Annotated in this window: 18 protein-coding genes and 3 pseudogenes; 10 read left to right on the top strand and 11 right to left on the bottom strand. The window is 69.4% G+C overall.

Going from position 1 to position 20837, the window contains the following annotated elements; genetic code table 11:
* Positions 1-226 precede the first annotated feature (226 nt).
* Both AC5677_RS05285 and AC5677_RS05290 read right to left on the bottom strand, forming a co-directional pair.
* Positions 227-991 (bottom strand): helix-turn-helix transcriptional regulator, encoded by a 765-nt coding sequence (locus AC5677_RS05285; RefSeq protein WP_497193832.1) that lies wholly within the window; start codon positions 989-991, stop codon positions 227-229.
* Positions 992-1022: 31 nt separating this feature from the next.
* On the bottom strand, positions 1023-2726 hold the full coding sequence (locus AC5677_RS05290; protein WP_497193833.1) for an amidohydrolase: 1704 nt from the start codon (positions 2724-2726) through the stop codon (positions 1023-1025).
* A gap of 522 nt (positions 2727-3248) precedes the next feature.
* On the opposite strand from AC5677_RS05290, the gene AC5677_RS05295 reads away from it, so the two are divergent.
* The 3 genes from AC5677_RS05295 to AC5677_RS05305 are packed head-to-tail and all read left to right on the top strand — an operon-like array spanning position 3249 to position 6104.
* Positions 3249-3476 carry a ferredoxin gene (locus tag AC5677_RS05295; protein ID WP_497193834.1) on the top strand — a complete coding sequence of 76 codons (228 nt, stop codon included), beginning with the start codon at positions 3249-3251 and terminating at the stop codon, positions 3474-3476.
* Positions 3466-4860 carry an NAD(P)/FAD-dependent oxidoreductase gene (locus AC5677_RS05300; RefSeq protein WP_497193835.1) on the top strand — a complete coding sequence of 465 codons (1395 nt, stop codon included), beginning with the start codon at positions 3466-3468 and terminating at the stop codon, positions 4858-4860. Before AC5677_RS05295 ends, AC5677_RS05300 begins: the two co-directional genes overlap by 11 nt.
* 35 nt (positions 4861-4895) lie before the next feature.
* The gene (locus AC5677_RS05305; RefSeq protein ID WP_497193836.1) at positions 4896-6104 is read left to right on the top strand and encodes a cytochrome P450; all 1209 of its coding nucleotides are present in this window, start codon (positions 4896-4898) and stop codon (positions 6102-6104) included.
* Positions 6105-6187: 83 nt separating this feature from the next.
* Here AC5677_RS05305 and AC5677_RS05310 read toward each other — a convergent pair whose 3' ends face one another.
* The gene (locus AC5677_RS05310; RefSeq protein ID WP_497193837.1) at positions 6188-7186 is read right to left on the bottom strand and encodes an NAD(P)H-dependent flavin oxidoreductase; all 999 of its coding nucleotides are present in this window, start codon (positions 7184-7186) and stop codon (positions 6188-6190) included.
* A gap of 192 nt (positions 7187-7378) precedes the next feature.
* On the opposite strand from AC5677_RS05310, the gene AC5677_RS05315 reads away from it, so the two are divergent.
* A complete protein-coding gene (locus AC5677_RS05315; protein ID WP_497193838.1) occupies positions 7379-8335 on the top strand; it encodes a GlxA family transcriptional regulator in 957 nt (318 codons plus the stop codon).
* Positions 8336-8442: 107 nt separating this feature from the next.
* The gene (gap, locus tag AC5677_RS05320; protein WP_497193839.1) at positions 8443-9441 is read left to right on the top strand and encodes a type I glyceraldehyde-3-phosphate dehydrogenase; all 999 of its coding nucleotides are present in this window, start codon (positions 8443-8445) and stop codon (positions 9439-9441) included.
* A 510-nt stretch (positions 9442-9951) separates the two neighbouring features.
* On the opposite strand, the gene AC5677_RS05325 is transcribed toward gap, so the two are convergent.
* Positions 9952-11091, bottom strand: a complete 1140-nt coding sequence (locus tag AC5677_RS05325) for an alkene reductase (protein ID WP_497193840.1) — start codon at positions 11089-11091, stop codon at positions 9952-9954.
* Between the two features lie 65 nt (positions 11092-11156).
* Here AC5677_RS05325 and AC5677_RS05330 point away from each other — a divergent pair, with 65 nt between their 5' ends.
* Complete coding sequence (locus tag AC5677_RS05330) at positions 11157-11567, top strand: MerR family transcriptional regulator (RefSeq protein WP_497193841.1); 411 nt, start codon at positions 11157-11159, stop codon at positions 11565-11567.
* A 459-nt stretch (positions 11568-12026) separates the two neighbouring features.
* Here the strand turns inward: AC5677_RS05330 and AC5677_RS05335 are convergent, their stop codons facing one another.
* Positions 12027-12518 (bottom strand): SAM-dependent methyltransferase, encoded by a 492-nt coding sequence (locus AC5677_RS05335; RefSeq protein WP_497196516.1) that lies wholly within the window; start codon positions 12516-12518, stop codon positions 12027-12029.
* 729 nt (positions 12519-13247) lie between these two features.
* Here AC5677_RS05335 and AC5677_RS05340 point away from each other — a divergent pair.
* The gene (locus tag AC5677_RS05340; RefSeq protein WP_497193842.1) at positions 13248-13910 is read left to right on the top strand and encodes a class I SAM-dependent methyltransferase; all 663 of its coding nucleotides are present in this window, start codon (positions 13248-13250) and stop codon (positions 13908-13910) included.
* Here the strand turns inward: AC5677_RS05340 and AC5677_RS05345 are convergent.
* From AC5677_RS05345 to AC5677_RS05360, 4 genes and pseudogenes are all read right to left on the bottom strand, one after another.
* Positions 13856-14050, bottom strand: a pseudogene (locus AC5677_RS05345) (aldo/keto reductase); the annotation flags it as partial. The gene AC5677_RS05340 and the pseudogene AC5677_RS05345 sit on opposite strands and share 55 nt — an antisense overlap.
* Positions 14051-14079: 29 nt before the next feature.
* Positions 14080-14256: a hypothetical protein gene (locus tag AC5677_RS05350; protein WP_497193843.1), complete on the bottom strand. Its 177-nt coding sequence runs from the start codon at positions 14254-14256 to the stop codon at positions 14080-14082.
* A gap of 2 nt (positions 14257-14258) precedes the next feature.
* Positions 14259-14579, bottom strand: a pseudogene (locus AC5677_RS05355) (alcohol dehydrogenase catalytic domain-containing protein); the annotation flags it as partial.
* Between the two features lie 49 nt (positions 14580-14628).
* Positions 14629-15606, bottom strand: a complete 978-nt coding sequence (locus tag AC5677_RS05360; RefSeq protein WP_497196517.1) for an aldo/keto reductase — start codon at positions 15604-15606, stop codon at positions 14629-14631.
* 333 nt (positions 15607-15939) lie between these two features.
* On the opposite strand from AC5677_RS05360, the pseudogene AC5677_RS05365 reads away from it, so the two are divergent.
* The 3 genes and pseudogenes from AC5677_RS05365 to AC5677_RS05375 form a co-directional block, all read left to right on the top strand.
* A pseudogene (locus tag AC5677_RS05365) lies at positions 15940-16119 on the top strand (transcriptional regulator); the annotation flags it as partial.
* Positions 16120-16404: 285 nt separating this feature from the next.
* Positions 16405-17100 carry an alpha/beta hydrolase gene (locus tag AC5677_RS05370; protein ID WP_497193844.1) on the top strand — a complete coding sequence of 232 codons (696 nt, stop codon included), beginning with the start codon at positions 16405-16407 and terminating at the stop codon, positions 17098-17100.
* Between the two features lie 497 nt (positions 17101-17597).
* The gene (locus AC5677_RS05375) at positions 17598-20135 is read left to right on the top strand and encodes a glycosyl hydrolase family 28-related protein (protein WP_497193845.1); all 2538 of its coding nucleotides are present in this window, start codon (positions 17598-17600) and stop codon (positions 20133-20135) included.
* A 169-nt stretch (positions 20136-20304) separates the two neighbouring features.
* Here AC5677_RS05375 and AC5677_RS05380 read toward each other — a convergent pair whose 3' ends face one another.
* On the bottom strand, positions 20305-20601 hold the full coding sequence (locus tag AC5677_RS05380; RefSeq protein WP_497193846.1) for a gas vesicle protein K: 297 nt from the start codon (positions 20599-20601) through the stop codon (positions 20305-20307).
* Positions 20598-20837 (bottom strand): gas vesicle protein, encoded by a 240-nt coding sequence (locus tag AC5677_RS05385; RefSeq protein WP_497193847.1) that lies wholly within the window; start codon positions 20835-20837, stop codon positions 20598-20600. The genes AC5677_RS05380 and AC5677_RS05385 overlap by 4 nt, the downstream gene beginning before the upstream one ends.

Raw genomic sequence — 20837 nt, forward strand, 5'->3', positions numbered from 1 at the left:
CCGTCACCCGGACAAGATCCGCCCTCGGCTGCGCCGGGCAGGCGGCCTCTGGACGAGAAGGACCTGGGCGAGGGCTGCGTGCGCGAGGCGGAGCGTGCAGGGCGGACCGACGACGTCACACCAAAGCGGCCAACTGAAGCGGCCATCGGCCAACCAGCTCGCTCAGTCACCAACCGGTGTGACTGAGCATCAGATGTGGCGAGTTGAGCACGAGGCGGGCAGCGCGTCAGCGGGAGGGGGCGATTCCCCAGGCGGCGGCTCGGGCGGCGGCGGCAGCGCGGTTGGGGAGGTCGAGCTTGGCGAGGATGTGCTCGATGTGGGTCCCTACGGTGCGCGGCGTGATGTACAGCCGCTCGGCGATCTCCCGGTTGGTGCGGCCGGTGGTCAGTTCGGCCAGCACCTGGAGCTCCCGCGGCGAGAGCCCGCCAGGCCGCCGCGCGTCCGCGGCCGCGGCGACCTCCGCGGGCGGCGGCCCCGACCGGGGGTCGACGGTCGCGGCGAGGGCCTCGGTGAGCAGGGTGACCACGGCGCGCGCCGGATCGGGCATGCGCCGCGGCCGGCGGGTGCTGACGTTCAGCATGCCGACGTACCGGCCGTCGGTGGCGAACAGGCACTGGGCCACGCCGTCCTCGACGCCGAGGGGAGACAGCACCTCCTGGAAGCCCGGGGACGTCGCGAGGAGCTGCCGGGGGACGTCCCTGAGCCAGAGACCGCCTCGGGCCGGGCTGCGGAGCACGGGGAACACCGGGTCGTGGTGGAGACGGGTCTCGATGTAGGCAGTGGCGTCGTCCGGGTAGCTCCCGGCCAGGGTGGTGTGGCGCCGGCGAAGCGGATCCCACCGGGCCAGGGAGGCATGGTCGTACTCCATCACCGCCGACAGCGCCGCCAGGACCGTGTCGACACCGGTCGCACCGCTCGTGGCGCTCCTGGCGGCCTCACGGACCTGGACGGCCGCGTCGAGGATGTCCGCCGTGCTCCGCTGCGCTGCCATCCTCCAAGGATGATCATGCGCCCGGATGACGTCAATCGCGGAGGGTGTCGTGCACGACCTGCCCGTCCACGACGGTGAGGACGACGGGCATCTCCGGGATGTCGTGGGGGTCGGCGGCGAGCAGGTCCCCGTCGAGCACGCAGAGGTCGGCGACCTTGCCCGGCTCCAGGGAGCCCTTCCAGTCGTCGGCGAAGTCCTGCCAGGCCGCGTCGATCGTGTACGTACGGATCGCCTCGGCCAGGCCGATGCGCTGCTCGGGGCCGCTGACCCGGCCGGCGGCCTTCGACTCGCGCAGCACCATGGTGGCGACGCCCTGGCGCCAGTCCGGGTAGGTGACCGGGGCATCGGACCCGCTCGCGACCCGCACGCCAGCGTCGATGGCATCGCGGTAGGGCCATGCGTAGGCGGCCCGTCCGGCGCCGACGAACTCCTCCTCCATATCGGCGACGGTCCACTTGATGGTGGGGTTCATGTTGACGCCGAAGCCGTGCGCGGCCAGCACCTTCATGCTGTGCGCGGTGAGGAAGTCGCCGTGGATGACGTAGTGGCGGGCGTCGGGCCGCGGGTGCTCGGCCATGGCCGCGGCGAAGGCGTCCGCGACGGTGTCGATGGCCCGGTCGCCGGTGACGTGGACGCCCAACTGGTGCCCGGCGGCGTGGGCGTGCCGGATCATGGCGTCGATCTCGGCGGTCCGCTCGGTGTCGGTCTCGCCGCCGACGCACAGGGAGCCGCAGCCGCCGCCGACGTACGGCTCGTGCATCCAGGCCGTCTTGTTGGGGACGATGCCGTCGGCGAAGATCTTGACCCCGTGGATCGCGAGGCGGCGAGGATCGGCGTCGCCACACTCGCCGAGGGCGGTGAGGGTGCGGGCGAACTCCTCGGCGGTGCTCGCCATTCCGGTGGGCAGGAGCAGGACGCCGAGACGGGCGGTCAGTTCGCCGTCGGCCAGCAGCCGGCGGTAGACGTCGAGGGTCTGAGCGCCGAGCGCGCCCCGCATGATGCCGTCGCCGCCGGGGCCGAGCCCGGGCTCGGTGTAGCTGGTCACGCCGAGCCGGGCGAGCGTGGCGAGGGTCGACCTGATCGCGTCGGTCCGCTCCTGCCGGCTGAGCGGCGGCAGCGCGTTCTGGACGAGGGCCTGGGCCCCCTCGTGGAGCAGCCCGGTCGGCTCCCCGGCGTCGTCCACGACGATGGCTCCGCCGGGCGGCGCGACGGTGTGCCGGTCGATCCCGATGAGCTCCAGTGCCTTGGAGTTGACCCAGGTGGCGTGCCCGGAGAAGGAGTACAGGACAACGGGGTGGTCCGGGCTCACGGCGTCGAGGTCGCGCCGCGAGGGCAGAAGCGACGGATCGGCGACGCACTCGTCGAGGTAACCGGTGTCCCAGCCGTGCCCCGTGATCCACTGCCCGCCCGGAACCCGCCCGACCGCCTCCCGTACCGCCTCGGCCACGTCCGCGAGGGAGGACACGGCGGGATGGCCGACCTCGAGGGAGAGCGGCGGCGTCGCCATGCCGAAGGCGCAGCCGTGCAGATGAGAATCGTTGATACCGGGAAGCAGCGTCGCCCCCCGAAGGTCGACGACGCGGGTGCCGGGCCCGACGAGCGGCGCGACGTCGTCCCGCCCCCCGACGGCAGTGATGATCCCACCGGTCACCGCCAGGGCCGAAGCGACGGAGAACTCCGCATCGACCGTGACCACCCGCCCGCCGACAAACGCCAGATCTGCATACCTGTCCATGGAAGGTCCTCTCGGAAATCGGGCGCACCACGGCCACCCGCGAACGATCTCCCGAGGACTATGGCCGTGCCCCCGCCCCTCGCACATCGGTCATCCCACCGATACGCGCTCCCGCGGTGGCAGGCTGACCTCATCCCTGACCGCCCACACCCAGGGGGTGCGCTCAACGACCGGTCAACTCGTGCCGGATCGGGTTGCCCGCGCGTTGAACGCGGCGAAGCGGAATTGCGGGAGCCGTCGACTGGCTGGGAGCACCTGGCGCCGGGCTCCGTGCCGCGGCAGGGCTGTGTCTGACGCCACTGCCACTGCCACTGCCACTGCCACTGCCAGTGCCAGTGCCGCCTTCCGGGCTGAGCCGCAGCGGATATCCGGTACGTAGCCGACTGCGCTGCACTCGCGTTGCGAGGCCCTCCCGCCGGACTGATCCTGAAGAAGAGGCATGCCGACCATTCGAGTGAACCGAGCGCAGAGGGGCTGCGGCGTCTGCGGTCAGAATGGCCCGAGCGAGGAGCGGGGTTCCAGATGAGGCTTGTCGTCGATCTCAACCGCTGTCAGGGATTCGCGCAGTGCGCCTTTCTCGCCCCGGACGTCTTCACACTGCACGGCGAGGAGGCGCTGCTCTTCACTTCCCGCTTCGACGAGGCACTACGTGACCAGGTGGAACAGGCTGCGGCCGCGTGCCCGGTCCAGGCCATTCTCGTCGACTTCTCCGACGAAACGACCAAGGGGGTGGAGGGCCGTGTCGGCTGACGCCGATGTCCAGGCCCTCCGCCGAAAGGGCCGGATCGTCGTCGTCGGCGCCTCGCTGGCCGGCCTGCGGGCGGCGGAGATGTTGCGTGACCGGGGCTTTACCGGGTCGCTGACGCTGGTCGGGGACGAGCCGTACGAGCCCTACGACCGACCCCCGCTGTCCAAGCAGGTGCTGCTGGGGCTGGAGTCCGCCGAGGACACCGCGCTGCCGCGCACACACGACATCGACGCCGAATGGCGCCTTGGTGTGGCGGCCGCGAGCCTGGACCGAGCCGCCAAGCACGTGCGCCTGGTGAACGGCGACACCCTTCCCTACGACCGCCTGCTGATCACGACCGGGACCAAGGCCCGGCCCTGGTTCCATCCCGAAGAAGCCGCCCTGGACGGGGTTTTCGTACTGCGCACCCGCGACGACTCGGCTCGGCTGTTCCGGAAACTCGCTGCCGGCCCGCGCCGGGTGCTGGTGATCGGCGCCGGTTTCACGGGCTCCGAGATCGCCTCCGTCTGCCGGGAGCGAGACGTGGAGGTGACGGTCGCCGAACGCGCCCCGGCGCCGCTGGTGGGCGCGCTCGGCGGGGTGGTCGCCGCGGTGGCGGCCCGGCTGCAGCGCGATCATGGGGTGGATCTCCGCTGTGGTGTCAGCGTCACCGCGTTGGAGGGCGACCAGGCCGGACGGCTGCGGCGAGCCCACCTGTCCGACGGATCGGCGATCGACGTGGACGTGGCGGTGGTCTCCCTCGGCGCCGTCCGGAACACCGAATGGCTGGCCGGTTCCGGGCTGGCGGCCGGCCCCAGGGGGATCGCCTGTGACGCGGGATGCCGGGTGTTCGACGTCAACGGCATCGTCACGGATGACATCTACGCCGCCGGTGACGTCGCCCGCAGCCCCAATCCGCTGTTCGATTACCAGTTCCTGTCACTGGAGCACTGGGGCAACGCTGTGGAACAGGCCCGGATAGCGGCACACAACATGGTCAGCGCGGGCCCCGACCGTCGCCCGCACCTGTGGGTGCCGATGTTCTGGTCCGTCCAGTTCGGCGTCAACATCAAGTCGGTGGGTGTACCCACGCTGGGCGACCAGTTGGTCGTAGCCCAAGGGGCGCTCAGCGAGGCGCGGTTCGTCGCGGTGTACGGGTATCGCGGCCGGGTCATCGCCGCGGCTTCCTTCGACGCCGGGAAGTGGCTGGGCTTCTATCAACAGCAGATCGAGACCGGAGCGCCGTTCCCGCCGGACTATGCACTGGTGGACCGCCGCACCGACGCGCTGCATCCCGTAGATCCGGCCTTCCCGGACCCCCACCTGCCTACCCACGGGCCGACGGTCACCGTGACGGGGCACTCGCCGACCGAGCGGCGCGTCCGGTTCGTCGCACCACGCGCCTGACCCTCGCCCGGGGACGTCGCCCTTCAGGAGGCACCATGACTCTCGCGACCATGTCCGCGCAGATCACCGACTTCGCGAATCGCGCCGATCCGTACCCGCTCTACGCCGCACTGCGCGAGTCGCCGGTCACGCGTCAGGACGACGGTTCCTACCTGGTCAGCACGTACTACGAGGTGCGGAGCCTGGCGAACGACCCGCGGCTCAGCAACGACCCGCGCAACCGCGCCCCCGGCGGCCCCGCCACGACCGAGGAGGACACGAACCTGCCGCCCAGCTTCATCTTCCACGACCCGCCGGAACACGACCGGCTGCGCAACACGGCGATGGGGCAGTTCGGCCCCCCGCACAGCCCCAGGTTCCTTTACGACATGCGGGATGACATCGCCAAGATCATCACGGACCTGCTGGACGGGCTCGAAGGCAAGACCGAGGTCGATGTCGTCGACGACTTCGCCTACCCCCTTCCCGTCACGGCCATCTGCAAGATCCTCGGCGTGCCACGCGAGGACGAACCGCTCTTCCACGGCTGGGCCGACACGGTGGCATCCGGCCTCGATCCCAGCCAGGGCAAGGAAAGAGCGCGCCAGGCACGCGTCGAGCTCGGCGCCTACCTGTCCGACCTGATCGACACCAAGCGCCGCCGTCCTGGCAGCGGGATCCTCGGCCCCCTCGCCCGCGAAACCGGCCCCGGCGGGGGCATGTCGCAGGCGGAGCTGGTGGCCACCTCGATACTGCTCCTGATCGCGGGCCACGAGACCACCGTCAACCTGATCAGCAACACGACGCTCACGCTGCTGCGCCACCCCGACGTCCTCAAGCGTTTCCAGAACGAACCGGGCCTGGTCATCCCGCTCATCGAGGAAGTGCTGCGGTACGAACCGCCGGTGCAGTTCATCCCGTTCACCTTCGCCCTCTCCGATATCGACGTCGCCGGTACCACCATCCCCAAGGGCGCGCAGGTGTGGCTTCTGCTGGCCTCGGCAAACCGTGACCCCCGGCGCTTCGAAAACCCCGACCGGTTCGATCCTGACCGCGAGGACAATCAGCACCTCGGGTTCTACACAGGCATCCACTACTGCTTCGGCGCCCCGCTGGCCCGGTTGGAGGCACAGCTCGCCCTGCCCCGGCTCTTCCGACGGATCGAGAACCCACGGCTGCTGGCGGACCCGCCGCCCTACCGCGTCAACCCCGTCCTCCGTGGCCCCCGCCACCTTCCCCTGGCGGTCGACGCCGTCGCCGCCTGAGGCGGCAAGGGCCCGTCGTTCCGTCCGGGCCACTCGGCATGGGCGTATGCGGCCGTCCCATCGGGGGCCGGGTGCCACGCCGTTCAGGTTGCCGGGCGGCCGAGCAGCGAGCGAGGCCGCGAGTCCAGGATCGCTTCGGCCTCGTCGCTGATCGCACGGACCACTTCGGCGGCCGGGCGCACGCGATCGACGAAGGACGCCGACTGGCCGTAGACGATTTCGCTCGTATCGGGGTCGGGCGCGGCCCCGAAGGGGTTGGCGCCTTCCGCGGGCCGGAATTCCTCCGCGCGGTCGCGCAGCGTTGATTCGCGCTCCGCCCACTCGTCGGTGAACCGGTTGCGGCGGACGCGTTCGCCGATACCGGCCGGCCACGGCAGTCCTGACACGATGTCGTAGGCCGGTGTCCATACGGTGTCGCCGCCGTCGCTCTCGACGATCAGACGCTTGTGGATGTCGTGCACCTCGACCGCCTCGGGTGTGGCGAGGAACGCCGTGCCCAGCCAGGCGCCGTCCGCACCGGCGGTGAGGACCGCCGCCAGCGTTCGGCCGTCGCCAATGCCGCCGGCGGCCAGCACGGGGATATCGGGGTATCTCCGCACGACCCCGGTCAGGAACGGCAGCAGACCCATCGCCCCGGTGTGACCGCCGGCCTCGTTGCCCTGTGCCACGAGGACATCGGCCCCTGCGGCGACGGCCACCTCGGCGTCCTCGTAGTTCTGGACCTGGCACATCACCCGGGCTCCCGCGTCCTTGGCCCGGGAGAGCCATGGCTGGGGATCGGCGAACGACAAGGCGACGACCTCCGGCCCTTCCCTCAGCGTGGCCTCGAACAGCGCCTCGGTGAAAGGAAGGAACGGCGTGATGAAGCCGACTGCGAACGGCCGGTCCGTCGTGGCGCGGATGGTCGCGATCTCCGCACGGATCCAGTCGGGCCCTTTCCAGGGATGCGTACCCCCGAAACAGCCGAGTCCGCCGGCGGCGGAGACCGCGGCAGCAAGTGTCCCGCCGCTGTGCAGAGCCATGGGAGCTGACATCACCGGATGGGCAAGCCCGAACATATCGGTGAATCTCGTCTGCAACATGGACGAACAGTAACGGATTGGCGAAACGGCGAAACGCCAACGGGGGCATGCCCAGAACGGCAGCGAGGCTGGAGCGATCCGGGCCGGTGCGGCAGTTGGCGCCGGCCCGAGGTGCCCTGCGCGAGACGGCGTGTCGTCCGCCCGGTCCGCGCAGAGGGCGTCTCGAAGTCACGCCCCACGTAACCTCGTCCTGTGCCAGCCTCCCGCCTGCATCGCGTCGCCGTCCTTGTGCTCGACGGTGCGAAGCCGCTCGACGTCGGCATTCCTGCGCAGGTGTTCACGACCCGCGCGAGCATGCCGTACGAGGTGCGGGTGTGCGGGGCGACACCCGGCCTCGTGACCGGCGGCGATGGCCTCGCGTACTACGTCGCCCACGGCCTCGACGCGCTTGCGTGGGCCGATATCGTCTTCGTCCCCGGCTACCGGCGCCCGGACCGCGACGACCCGCCGCAGGCCGTCGTCGACGCACTGATCGCCGCCCACGACCGGGGCGCGCGGCTCGCCGCCATCTCGACGGGTGCCTTCGCGCTCGCCGCCACGGGCCTGCTCGACGGCAGGCGCGCCACGACGCACTGGCACTACACGCGGGCACTCATGGCCAGGCATCCGCTCGTCCAGGTCGACGAGAACGTGCTGTTCGTCGACGAGGGCAGCGTGCTCACCTCGGCCGGCGCCGCCTCCGGCATCGACCTGTGCCTGCACATCCTGCGCGGCGACCTCGGAGTGGCCGCGTCCAACCACGCGGCCCGCCGCCTGGTCGCGGCCCCCTACCGCAGCGGCGGCCAGGCCCAGTACGTGCCGCGCAGCGTCCCCGAGCCGCTCGGCGAGCGGTTCGCCGCCACCCGTGAGTGGGCGCTGCACCGGCTGGACGAGCCCCTCACCCTCGACACACTGGCGCGGCAGGCGGGGGTCTCGCCGCGCACGTTCTCCCGGCGCTTCGTCGAGGAGACCGGCTACACGCCGATGCAGTGGGTGATGCGCGCCCGCATCGACCTGGCCCGCGAACTGCTCGAGCGCTCGCAGCGCAGCGTCGAACAGATCGCCGCCGACGTCGGGCTCGGCACCGGCGCCAACCTGCGCCTGCACTTCCAGCGCATCCTCGGCACCACACCGAGCGAGTACCGGCGCACCTTCACGCGGGGCGAGTAGCCCGCCCGGCACCGCGTGGCGGGATCCTTTTGAACCATGGCGATCCCGCCACTGTCAGCGGCGCGAGCCCCGGGCGACCCTGGTCGCGAAGGGAAGGGACCTCACTCATGACTCGCATCGCCATCAACGGATTCGGCCGCATCGGACGCAATGTGCTGCGCGCACTGCTGGAGCGCGACAGCGCCCTCGAGATCGTCGCCGTCAACGACCTGACGGAGCCCGCCACGCTCGCCCGGCTGCTCGCCTACGACAGCACGGCCGGCCGGCTCGGGCGCCCGGTGACCGTTGACGGGGACGCCCTCGTCGTCGACGGCCATCGGATCACGGTGCTGGCCGAGCGCGAACCGGCGCAGCTGCCGTGGGCCGAACTCGGCGTCGACATCGTCCTGGAAGCCACCGGCCGCTTCACCTCGGCCAAGGCCGCCCGCGCCCACCTCGACGCGGGCGCGCGCAAGGTGCTCGTCAGCGCGCCGTCGGACGGTGCCGACGTCACGCTCGCGTTCGGGGTCAACACCGACGCCTACGACCCGGCCGTGCACACGATCGTCTCGAACGCCTCCTGCACCACCAACGCGCTCGCGCCGCTGGCCGCGGTCCTCGACGAACTCGCCGGTATCGAGCACGGGTTCATGACGACGGTGCACGCCTACACGCAGGAGCAGAACCTGCAGGACGGTCCGCACCGCGACGCCCGTCGCGCCCGTGCCGCCGGCGTCAACATCGTGCCGACCACGACCGGCGCCGCCAAGGCGATCGGCCTGGTGCTGCCGAACCTCGACGGCAAGCTGTCGGGCGACTCGATCCGCGTGCCCGTCCCGGTGGGCTCGATCGTCGAACTCAACACGACCGTCGCCCGCGACGTGACGCGCGACGACGTGCTGGCGGCGTACCGCGCCGCAGCCGAGGGGCCGCTCGCCGGCATCCTCGAGTACTCCGAGGACCCGCTCGTGTCGTCCGACATCACGGGCAATCCCGCCTCGTCGATCTTCGACTCGGCCCTCACCCGCGTCGACGGCCGCCACGTCAAGGTGGTCGCCTGGTACGACAACGAGTGGGGCTTCTCGAACCGCGTGATCGACACGCTCGAACTCCTCGCCACCCACTGACCGGACGCCGGGGCGGTGCCCCGCCTCCGGCGACCGCGCCGGTCGGCACTTCCTGTGGGCGCTCCGGTTGACCAGTCGGGCCAACCGGAGCGCCACGGCCAGTCAAGGGACTCTTCGAGCGTCGCCCCGCGCTGTCCTACGTCCACCCTTCACACTCCGCGACGCCCCTCGAATCAGGCGGCTATCAGACGGGCCCGCCCCCCTGGTCAAGCCCACAACCAAGTGGGGGCGAAGAGCGGGGCTGGGGAATTTCAAGGAGCCCCAACAGTTGTGTTGATGAGAATCCTTGAAATTCACCAGTCTTACTCTTCCTTCCTCCTCACTTGGTTGCGCGCTCGATGAGGGGGACGGCCGGGAAGGGCTGGAAGGGCTGGAAGGGCTGGAAGGGCTGGAAGGGCGACGTTGGCACGATTTCCTGCTGACAAGCGCGCGACGGTAATCGTGAGAAGCCGCCCACAGGCGACCCGCCACAGACGCCCCGGGGGTGTCGGCGGCCCTGGCTCGCGATGGTCACGTTCCGACGGGGTCGGGCGTCTCGGCTCGGTGCTCGGCGGCGGCCAGCACCGGATAGTCGGTATACCCGGCCTCACCGCCCGTGTACATCAGGCCCCGGTCTCGCACCGGGTTGAGCGGTGCGCCGATGCGCAGTCGTTCGACCAGGTCGGGGTTGGCAAGGAACGGGCGGCCGAGTGAGATCAGGTCGGCTCCCGCGGCGAGCAGCCGCTCGCCCTCGTGCTTTCCGCCGTCGGCCGGCAACGGCTTCCCCCACCCGAGGACCGGGTTGGCGATCAGCGTGCCCGGCCAGGTCTTCCGGATCTCCTGGAAGAGGGGCTGGTCCGGATCCGCGAAGACGACGTGCAGGTAGGCAAGACCGGCATCGGCCAGGGCAGCGATGAGCGCCGGGTAGATGTCCTCGGTGTCGCCCTCTTCTATGCCGTTGACGGTGAGTCCTGGCGCGATCCGCACACCTACCCGCTCCGGGCCGATCGCGTCGGCGACGGCTTGGACCACCTCGACCGTGAACCGAATGCGGCCGGCCACCGAGCCGCCGTAGGCGTCGGTACGGTGGTTGGTCCCCCGCGCCAGGAACTGGTGCAGAAGGTAGCCGTTGGCGGAGTGCACCTCCACTCCGGCGAAGCCCGCGTCGATGGCGTTGCGGGCGGCGGCCGCGAAGTCGGCCACGGTGGAGTGGATCTCGTCGATGGTCATCTCACGCGGCACGACGGCCGGCTGGTGCCCGCCGGGAGTGAAGATCGTCTCCGGGAGCGGGACCGGCGAGGGCGCAACCGGCGTCAGCCCGCTGTTGTCGGGGTGCCCGACCCGGCCACCGTGCTGCAACTGCAGGAACATGCGGCCACCCGCGGCGCCCACCGCGTCCGTGACGCGTCGCCATCCGGCCACATGCGCCTCGTTGTAGATCGCGGTGATGTTGGGGTAGGTCTGGCCCACGGCGTTCGGCGTGGAGGCCTCGGCGATGATCAGCCCCGCGGAGGCACGCTGCTCGTAGTAAGTGGCCATGATCGGTTGCGGGACACCGTCGGCCCCGGCGCGGTTGCGGGTCATCGGCGCCATCACCAGGCGGTTGGGCAGGCGCAGGGTGCCGAGCCGGGCGGGTTCGAAGAGGCGGGAGTCAACTGCTGTGTTCGTCATGCCGGTACGGTAGAACCTGACATCAGTGTCAGGTTCAAGTCCTGAGTCGGCATGCGAGGTGGGGAATGCGGATCGGTGAACTGGCTCGGCGCAGCGGGGTGAGCGAGCGTTCGCTGCGCTATTACGAGACGCAGGAGCTCCTGAGGGCCGAGCGCACTCCGGGTGGCCAACGGCACTACGGCGAGTGGGCGGTCGACCGGGTCATCCGCATCCAGGCACTCTACGCCGCGGGACTGAACAGCAAGAAGATCGCGCAGCTGCTCCCCTGCATGCGTGACGCGGACGGCGCCCCGAGCGACATCGCCACACCACGGCTGGTCGACGAACTCACTGGGGAACGGGACCGCATCAATCGAATGATCACCGACCTGATCCGCTCCCGCGACGTCCTGGACGAAGCCATCGCCACGGCCTCGGCCGGAATGCATGCCGCCGCCATCTCCCGCGCCGACACGGTCGGGGCCGCCCACGGATAGTGGTCCGACTGACAGAGGCCACGCGCAGTCCCCGAGACCGCCATCAACGCGTCAGCCAACGTCCTGACGACGAGCGTTCACCCCGCAGCCCCCGCCTAATTCCACCCCGAGCCTTGGTAGGTGGGAAATGAAGGCGAGCAGGGCCGGGAGCTCTGAGCAGGGGGTGGCAGCGGCACGATGTCGCAGCGTGTGCTCTTCACGGCCAAAGACGCCTACGACAGTGCGCTCGAACCGGGGTGAGCCCTTGAGGTTCAGGACCGTAGCCGCAGGCGGATCGCGGCCGCGGCGACCGTGCCCTGAAAACGAAGGCCCTCTCGTCGAAACGGGGTCTGATGGGCCCGGCCCCCCGGAGACCTGGTCCGGCAGTGGTCCGGCAGCGGTTCGGAAGTGGTTCGGCAGTGCTTCCGGGGGGCGGCTCGGCGGTGGTCGCGACCGCCCCAGACGTGGCTCAGTCGCGGCTCAGTAGTAGTTCCGCATGAGTTCCGTCGCCCACTGCGGCTGCTGGGTATCGCCACGCGGCCCGTACTCCGCCATGTACGGCTTGATGTCGAGAACGGGGGTTCCGTCCACGGCATCAAGCCCTGCCACACGCAGGTCGTACCCGGCCACCTCGACCAACCGGCAGCGCGAAACACCGATCCGGTTGGGGCGGTTCTTGCCGCGTTGCGCAAAGATGCCCACAAGCGGCCACTCCTTGTTGCCCCGCGGATGCCGGGCGTTCGTCTCGATCTTCTCCACCGGCACCCGGTCGAAGTGAAAGACGATCTCCAGGTGGGAGAAGGCCTCGAGGCCGGCCAACGCCTCGGCCGAGAACTGCCCGGCGTCCAGGCGAATCACCGAGGAAACCGTCGCCCAGTCGTCGTCGAACGCCTCGTTCCGACCGCCGACAACCCTGGCAACGGGACGCGAGACGACGAGCGGCTCCTCGCCCCTCCGCCGTTCGACGGCCAGTTGTACCTCGGCCTGCGCCACTCCCGGCACCCGTTGCAACGCCTCGCCCAGCAGCTGCTGGAGAAGTGCCTGCCGGTCCGCGTCCGGGAAATCCCTCTCGTCGACCGTCAACAGACAGACAACGGGGGCGGACTGGTCGTCGGCGCCGGTGAGACACTGGCGCCAGGCCACCTGACAGCTTCCCTCGGGCAGCCCCAAGACGCGGTCGATCACGGCCCCGGCGTCGGCGAGGCTTCTCCTCCCCGGGTCCGCGGCCCTCGACAACAGGGTGAGCATCGCCATGTTCCGACTCCTTCCGGGCTGTCAGCCGGGCTCTCGACCCAATTGATCACTATCACGAACGCCCGTTCCATGGCTGCCACTTCGAACAAGCCGCCGTCACTCGCACCACCGCATCGGGCACGGAACGGCGACCGGTCCCCGGGACCGCGGTCCCGCCTCAGATGTGCGGAGCGTGCATAGCTCGGCTCGGCGATCGTCAGCGCATCTCCACCGACCCGCGGGGAGTTCGACCTGCTGCGACCTCCGGGAGTCCGTGGCCTTGGCTTCGCACAGTTCCCGTGTGTTGCAGCCGTTTCGGTTGCCGGGCAGGGGCCGGCCGACGGCGACGACGAGTCGGGGGCCGACGTCACATGATCGCTTGGACATGCCTGGGGGCGGATGGGTTGCCGGGGATCGCCCGGCCGGGAGGAGAACGAGCAAGAAGACCTTGCTCGCTATCGTGTGCGAATGACCGACCGGGCGAACCTTCCCAGCACCGCTGGATATGGCGAGGCCGCCGAGGCGCTGGCGGAGCAGTACGAGAGTGTCTCCTTCGCCGAGGTGCACCGCGAGGTGCTGCACCTCTTCCCCACGCAGCCGGCCGCCGTGGTGGACATCGGCGCGGGCAGCGGCCGTGACGCCGCCGCGCTGGCCGCCCTGGGGCACCGGGTCGTGGCCGTCGAGCCGACGTCGGAACTGCGCCGCCTGGGGGAGCGGATCCACGCGGGCCAGGACGTCCAGTGGCTCGACGACGCGCTGCCCGGACTGACCGAACTGACCGCGCTCCGGGACCGCGACCGGCGCTTCGCCCAGGGCTTCGACCTGGTCCTGCTCACCGCCGTGTGGATGCACCTGGACGAGCAACAGCGTCGGGAGTCCCTGCGGCGGCTGGCCGCCCTGCTCGCCCCGGTCGGGCAGATCGTGCTGACGCTGCGGCACGGCCCCGTGCCGGCGGGCCGCCGGATGTTCGAGGTCTCGGCGCGGGAGACGATCGAGCTGGCTGGTCACTACGGATTCGCCGCGATCCACCACAGCGAGCGGGACGACCCGCATGCGCGGGCGGGAGTGCGGTGGAGCTGTCTGGGGCTGCGGCTGGGAATGGCGCGGCCCACGGCCTCTTCGTTGCCGTAGGCGGCGGTGGTGTCGAGGAGACGGTATCCGGCGGCCAGTGCGTCGGAGACGGCGCGCTCGGTGTCCTCGGCGGGGATCTGGTAGACGCCGAAGCCGAGGAGCGGCATCTCGACACCATTGTTCAAGGTCGCGTACTGCATGGGGAGTTCCTTTGCGGTGCGGGTGGAGGTCAGGGGCGGATGAGGGCCTTGAGGAACTGGCGGTCGGCCATCGCCCGGTAGGCGTCGGGAGTCCGGTCGAGGGGGAATTCCTGGTCGACGACGCGGCCGGGGGCGATCGTGCCGTCCAGGACGTCGGGCAGCAGCTGGTCGATGTAGGCGCGGGCGGGGCCGGCGCCGCCGGTCACCGGCCGCCGTTGCGGCACGAGATGTGCAGGCCCTTGGCGCAGTAGTCGCAGGTGTTGTCGCTGTAGGTGAACGGGGCGACGACCAGGTCGCCGCCCTTCAGGCCGGTCACGTCCGCGCCGGTCTCCTCGACAACGCCGAGGAACTCATGCCCCATGGGGCGTCCGGTGTCGGTGGTGGGCATCGACCGGTACGGCGACAGGTCACTGCCGCACACACACGCGGCGACGACGCGGACAACGGCGTCGGTGGGCTGGGTGATCTTCGGGTCGGGCCGGTCTTCGACGCGGACGTCTCCGGCTCCGTACATCACTGCTGCATGCATCAGCGGGTGCACTCCAAACAGGGGTGGTGCCAGGCGGCGCGGCGCGGGATCAGCGTTCGAGCATCCGCGCCTGGGCCTCGGTGTGGGTGTCGCCGGCGGCGGGTGGCAGGCTGGAGAGCTTGTCGAGCTGCTCGGCGGTCAGCGCGACGGCGTCGGCGGCGGTGTTCTCCTCGACCCGGCTGACGCGCTTGGTGCCGGGGATCGGGGCGATGTCGTCGCCCTGGGCGAGCAGCCAGGCCAGGGCCACCTGCGCGGGCGTGACGCCGGCCTCGGCCGCCAGGGCCTTGACCTCGTCGGCGAGGGCGAGGTTGCGCTGGAAGTTCTCGCCGGTGAAGCGCGGGTTGTCGCGCCGGAAGTCGCCCTCGTCGAACTGGTCGGTGGAGCGGACGGCGCCCGTCAGGAAGCCGCGTCCCAGGGGGGAGAACGGCACCAGGCCGATGTTCAGCTCCCGCAGCACGGGCAGGATGCGCTCCTCGATGCCCCGGGTCCACAGGGAGTACTCGGACTGCACCGCGGTGACCGGCTGGACGGCGTGGGCGCGGCGGATCGTCTCCGGGCCGGCCTCCGAGAGGCCGAAGGCGCGCACCTTGCCCTCGGCAATCAGTTCCGCCACCACGCCGGCGGTCTCCTCGATGGGGGTGTTCGGGTCCACCCGGTGCTGGTAGTACAGGTCGATGTGGTCGGTGCCCAGTCGCTTCAGGGAGCCCTCCACGGCGGTACGGATGTTGGCCGGCCGGGAGTCCAGGTTCCAGGCGCCTTCACCGCTGTGGGATACGAGACCGAACTTGGTGGCCAGCACCGCTTGGTCGCGGCGGCCCTTCAGCGCCTTCCCGAGCAGTTCCTCGTTGGTGTAGGGGCCGTAGATCTCCGCGGTGTCGATGAGCGTGACGCCGAGCTCCAGCGCGCGGTGCACGGTCCTGATCGACTCCGCGTCGTCGGTGCCGGAGCCGGTGTAGCCGTGGGACATCCCCATCGCGCCCAGGCCGATTCGGGAAACCTCCAGGTCACGCAGCTTGATGTAGCGCATTTCGCCCTCTCCGTATCGTGGCATCGCCCGGCACCCTCACTCTCAGCCGGTCCCGCAGGTCGTGCCTGCGCCGGCTGGGGTCGGGGTGTCGGCGTCTTGCTCATTCAGCTTCGCCCGGATTGCGCGGGTGTGGCAGGGCGGGCTCTTCGGGGCTAATGACAGGGCCCCCTCGCGCCTGCGCGCCCGGTCATGGACGGGTGAGACTGGAGTCATGGCATCCGAAAGCGCGCACAGCGAGGGCGCCGAGCTGGGCCGCTACCTGCGTGCCCGCCGCACCCGGACCAGCCCCGAGCACGTCGGCCTCACCGTCGGCACCGGTATCCGCCGTACCCCCTCACCTCGCAGTCCCTGCACGTGGAAGGCACTCCCGGTCAGCGCATCGGCGTCTACACCGCCGAACCCGGCAGCCCCGACTACGACGCCCTGCTCCTGCTGGACATGACCGCGCCGCGGCCAAGGGAACGCCCCGCGACCGACCCGACAGCCACTGGTCAGCGGCCCCACCGGGACTGACCACGCGGGGCGCTCGGTCGGCGGGTTCTGCGGTGGTGCGGTGCCGGCCGGCCGGCCGCCCAGGGGGCGAGGATGCGCAGCCCGTCGTGGGTTGAGGGGAGCCTACTTCGGCGGTCCGTACGACGAGCTGCCGATCCGGGGCGGTGCCGGCCGTCAGGGTGTCCCGGTCCAGGGAGAGGTCGCCGGCGATGGGGTGGTTGAGGAGCAGAAGCTGACAACACGAGACCTGGGCGACGATGATCGGAAGGCCCGCCTGGGACAGTCGAGGCCGACTTGGAGGTGGCCATGAGAGTCGTGTTCGTGCACGGGGCGTGCGTGCGGGACGGGTCGTGGTGGTGGCACCGCACCGCCGACCTGCTGCAGGAGCGGGGGGTGCCGAGCGTGGCCCCGGCGCTGCCGAGCTGCGGCGAGGCGGGCCTGCCCGGCGGCGTCGGCGGTCCGGGGCTGCCCGAGGATGTTGCCGCGGTGCGGCAGGTGCTGCGGGCCGGCGACGAGCCGACCGTCGTGGTCGCCCACAGCTACGGCGGTATCGTCACCGCGGAGGCCGCTGCGGGAATCAGGTCCGTGCGCCACCTGCTGCTGGTCTCCAGCTACCTGCCCGAGGTCGGGCAGAGCCTGTCGGAGTTCGGGGACGGCAGCCCCGCCCCGTTCCTCGACGTCGACCCCGACGCCGGCTCGTTCGGGGTCCGCCCCGAGCTGCTCGTGGACACGTTCCTGCAGGACTGCGACCCCGAGGTTCAAGCGCAGGCGGCGCACCACCTCGCCCGGCAGAACGTGCAGGTGACCGGGCAGCCGGTCGGGGCGGCCGCATGGCAGCAGTTGCCCTCGACGTACCTCGTCTGCGCTCAGGACCGGGGCACTCCGCCGCGGCTGCAGCGCGAGTTCGCCCGCCGGGCCGGCAGCGTCGTCGAACTCGACGCCGGACACCACCCGTTCCTGTCCCGGCCTGCAGCGGTCCGGGACCTGCTGCTGAGCCTGTGACGGCGGCCGCGGACGAGCCGAGCCGGCGCTCCGCCGGGCCTCTGCCTGCTCGTAGAGCGCCCTCGCGCGCCTGCGGACCAAGGCTCCGGTGGTTCTTGGCGGTCTTCCCGTTGGTACACCTGCAGCGCGCCCTCCGGCAGCTCAACCTGGCGCCGGACTCGGAGGAGCCAACACAAGGTTCGGGCACGTCAGTTGGTGACCACGCAGCGGTCCGATTCGAGGAACGCCTCGTGGATGTCGTCCCGGGTGTTCCCGCGGTTCACGCGCCTTCAGCCGCCGGCCCATCCCCCAGCAGAACCGCATGATCGACGGGCCGTGGCCGTGGTCAGCCCGCCAGGACGCACGCTCGACGATCTGTCGCATGGACAGGCCGTTCTTGAAGTCGGCGCCGACCTTGCCGATATGCACAGGCTGGTGGTCACGCCTAGCGTGGAGATATCGGGGGACAGCGCAAGAGGCGCGAACGGTGGTGTGTTGCAGCGTAGTACTGCCGAAGGGTGCCGACTTTCGCCCCCGAGGCCGAGGTGGTCGCGCGCTTCGGCCGCGCTCTCGCCGACCCGTCCGGCCGACGAAGCCTCGACGGAAGAGACGTTCCGATGGACACCGTCACCATGCAAGCCGCACAGCCCATCACAGCTGGACAGGCGGTCCGCACCACAGGATCGCGCACCGTCACCCCTGCCGTCCAGAGCACCTCCGAAGGCGGGACGGTGCATACCCTTCCGTTCTTCGGGGTTGCTCTGCAGACGGTGGGTGCGGGGAAGAAGGTCGACGTTCAAATAGGCGGTATTTTCAACGGCCTGGACTCCGAAAAGTCTGGCGCGGTTGGCATCAACAGTGCGGGACAACTCGTTCGCGCCAAGGATAAATCCTGCATCAGCGCTCCGAACTGGATCGGTGACTGTGATGCTTCGGGCACGGTGACGATCCGGCCCCGCCGCGACACGCGGCTGAACGTGCTCGACTTCGGAGCGGCAGGGGACGGCAAGGCCGACGACACGGACGCGCTCCAAGGTGCCCTCGACTGCGCAACGCGATTCGAAGCGGGTGAGCCGGTACTCGAGGGCAAAGTGGTCTGCCTTCCTCCGGGTGACTACCTGATTACGAAACCTCTTGTCGTCAAGCACCATTGCATTCTGGAGGGGGCTGGCGGAGCCGGCCTTGGCGTCACTGAAAATACTCGCATACTCGCAGATGTCAAAGCCGGGAATTTCGACCTCTCCGCCAGGATCGCCGGTCTCGGTCCAGTCGCGGGGGAGACTGTTTATTGTGCAATTGCCCTGGTGGGCGCTTGGACCTCTGGATCGGCTGTAGTGCCCTCTCGCGCTCGTGCGGACTATGCTGTGCTTCGCCAGTTCACCCTCGAGTCGTTCCCCGACCAAGGGATATTTGCCCCCGCCCTCTATCAGGCCCCCCAGATGGATGGCGTGAGAATTCTGGCGCACGGCCCATTGATCGAGACGGTGGGGGTTTCCGGCTTCAGGCGTAACGGACTATCAGTGGACGGCCCCGCGCCTGACCCCGGGCCGCCTGACCCTGGGGCGCATGCCGACCTCACGCGGATACGCGGGCAGGCCAATGCCAACCTCACGCAGATACGTGATTGCGTTCTCGATAGCAATGGCCAACATGGCCTCGACATCGGCAGCCATGGCAACGACGGCGCCAATACCATGCTGATCATGAATGTTTCCGCCTCGACCAATGGTCGCGATGGTATTCATGACCATTCATTCTTGGGCTGCACCTTCGTTTCGTGTCATACCGCATCGAACCATCACCGAAACTACAGCTGCGATAACGCCGCTCCGAATTTCGCCACGTACATCGGCTGCTACGGCGAAGGCGATGCGCCATCAGTATTCAAGGGCAACATCGCCGTCATCGGAGGGGATATAGCCATTACTCCGGACTCAAAATATTGGGGCTTCGCCCCTGCCAGTAGTGGACCTTCCACCCTCCGTGTGACAAACCACTATTCTGAGGTGCACCTGTATCCAGGTACTGGCGCGGGGCTCGGAATTCGTATCGACGCCGGCGAGCTGCAGACGCCCGGGAACGGATTCAAATATAAAGCAATTTCCGCCGGGCGCACTTACGGAGAACATCGCAGTCCCGCCGAGAGCCCGCCTGAGAGGTGGCCGGAGACGGTCGGGGAAACGGTGGCAGAGTTTGACGGTCTGGTATGGAGGTGTGAGGGTAAATACGAGCGTCCAGTCTCAGCATTCAATTACCTCGGAAGTAATGCGGATTCCACGATCATTCAGGATTACGGCTATGACAAGCCGGATATAAAAGATCAGAATCCCTTCTTCCGCACCCAAGTCTCGCCCACTGCCGAGGTCAAGGGCAGGATTGAAACGTCCCTCACGAGCGGGACAGATCGCCACACGTACTATCAAAACTCGTACGAAAACGGTCCGGTTCCCGGTACGCTGCTGCTTCCGGATGCCTGGATTGGCGACTACTACTTCGGTGAGCGGCGAATCGGTGTTGTCTATACCGGAACTTCCGAAACACCCTTCTATGTGCCGCACAGCGACAGGAGCGTCGATTTCTACAGGCCGGGCGATCTGTTTCTCAACGCCACGGGAAGACCAGCCGAGGAGCGCCGGGGCGGGATCGGGTGGGCGGTGAAGGCCCTGTGTGGACGGCGGCCAAAGACTGGTGACTCTGACTGGGTTCACAGGAAGCACTACCGCATCGGGGAAGTCGTCAGGCCGGCGCACTCCAATGGCAGAGGCCACCTGTATCGGCTGACCGCCTACATCGGTGGCCCGTCCTACCCGCTGCAGAAGGTCTCCGGCGAGCAGGAGCCGGACTGGAACAAGTCGGTCGGAGGCTTGACTCCCGACAAGGACCTGCAATGGCAGACGCTCTATGACTTGGATGTTCCCGCAAATGCATGGGTCATTGAACCGCTTCCTCAGCGCGCGAAAGGTCAGCCGGACTCGACAGCGACGGACATTGCCGGGCTGAGGGCAGAGTTCAACGCGCTTCTTGCCAAGATGAGAAAGGCGAATCTACTGGAATAAGCGGAGGTGCAGGGGACTGATACCGGGCGCGCTGCATCTCCGCTGCCGTTGCTGTTCGGCACGTTCCGCTGATTGCTGAGTCCTGTGCTGGACGAAGTGGGACAACACGCCGCCGGGGACAACGCCGCCCAACGATATGAGTGACACCCGGAGCCGACCTGGCAGGGCATCAGGTGCGGGGCAGCAACGAGCCCAGCGGCCCGAGGTCGAGGTTCAGGTCCTCCAGGCGCAGGCCGTGCTGGTCGCAGAGTTCGGTCATCCGCTCTTCGAGGTGCATGAGCGTCTCCCCGATCCGGTCCACCTGTTCGTCGCTCAGGTCGCCCTGGTCGACCCGCCGGATCGCCTGTCGTTCCATCAGCTGCCGTAGAAGTTCGACGATGGTGAGCACCAGAGCGACCAGATCGCGGCCCACTTCGTCGCGGTCGATGTCGAAGCGGCTCTCCGCCCGGGTGCGCTCATCCGTCACAGGGGGCCTCCGTCCGGCCAGGGGGCGGGGACTCGCTCGCTGACCGACGACAACAGCGCGTGCAGGGAGAGCCGGACCAAGGGAACCTCGGCGATGGCGATGACGAGGTCGCCGCTGACGACGACGCCCGTGGCCAGAAGGCGGTCCAGCAGGTCCACCAGTGGCACGCCGACGGGGCCGGCCAGGGGGCCGGGAGTCTCCCAGGGAGCGGGCTGATGGGGCGATGCCGCCGTCAC

Source organism: Streptomyces sp. JLSY215, assembly GCF_059682825.1.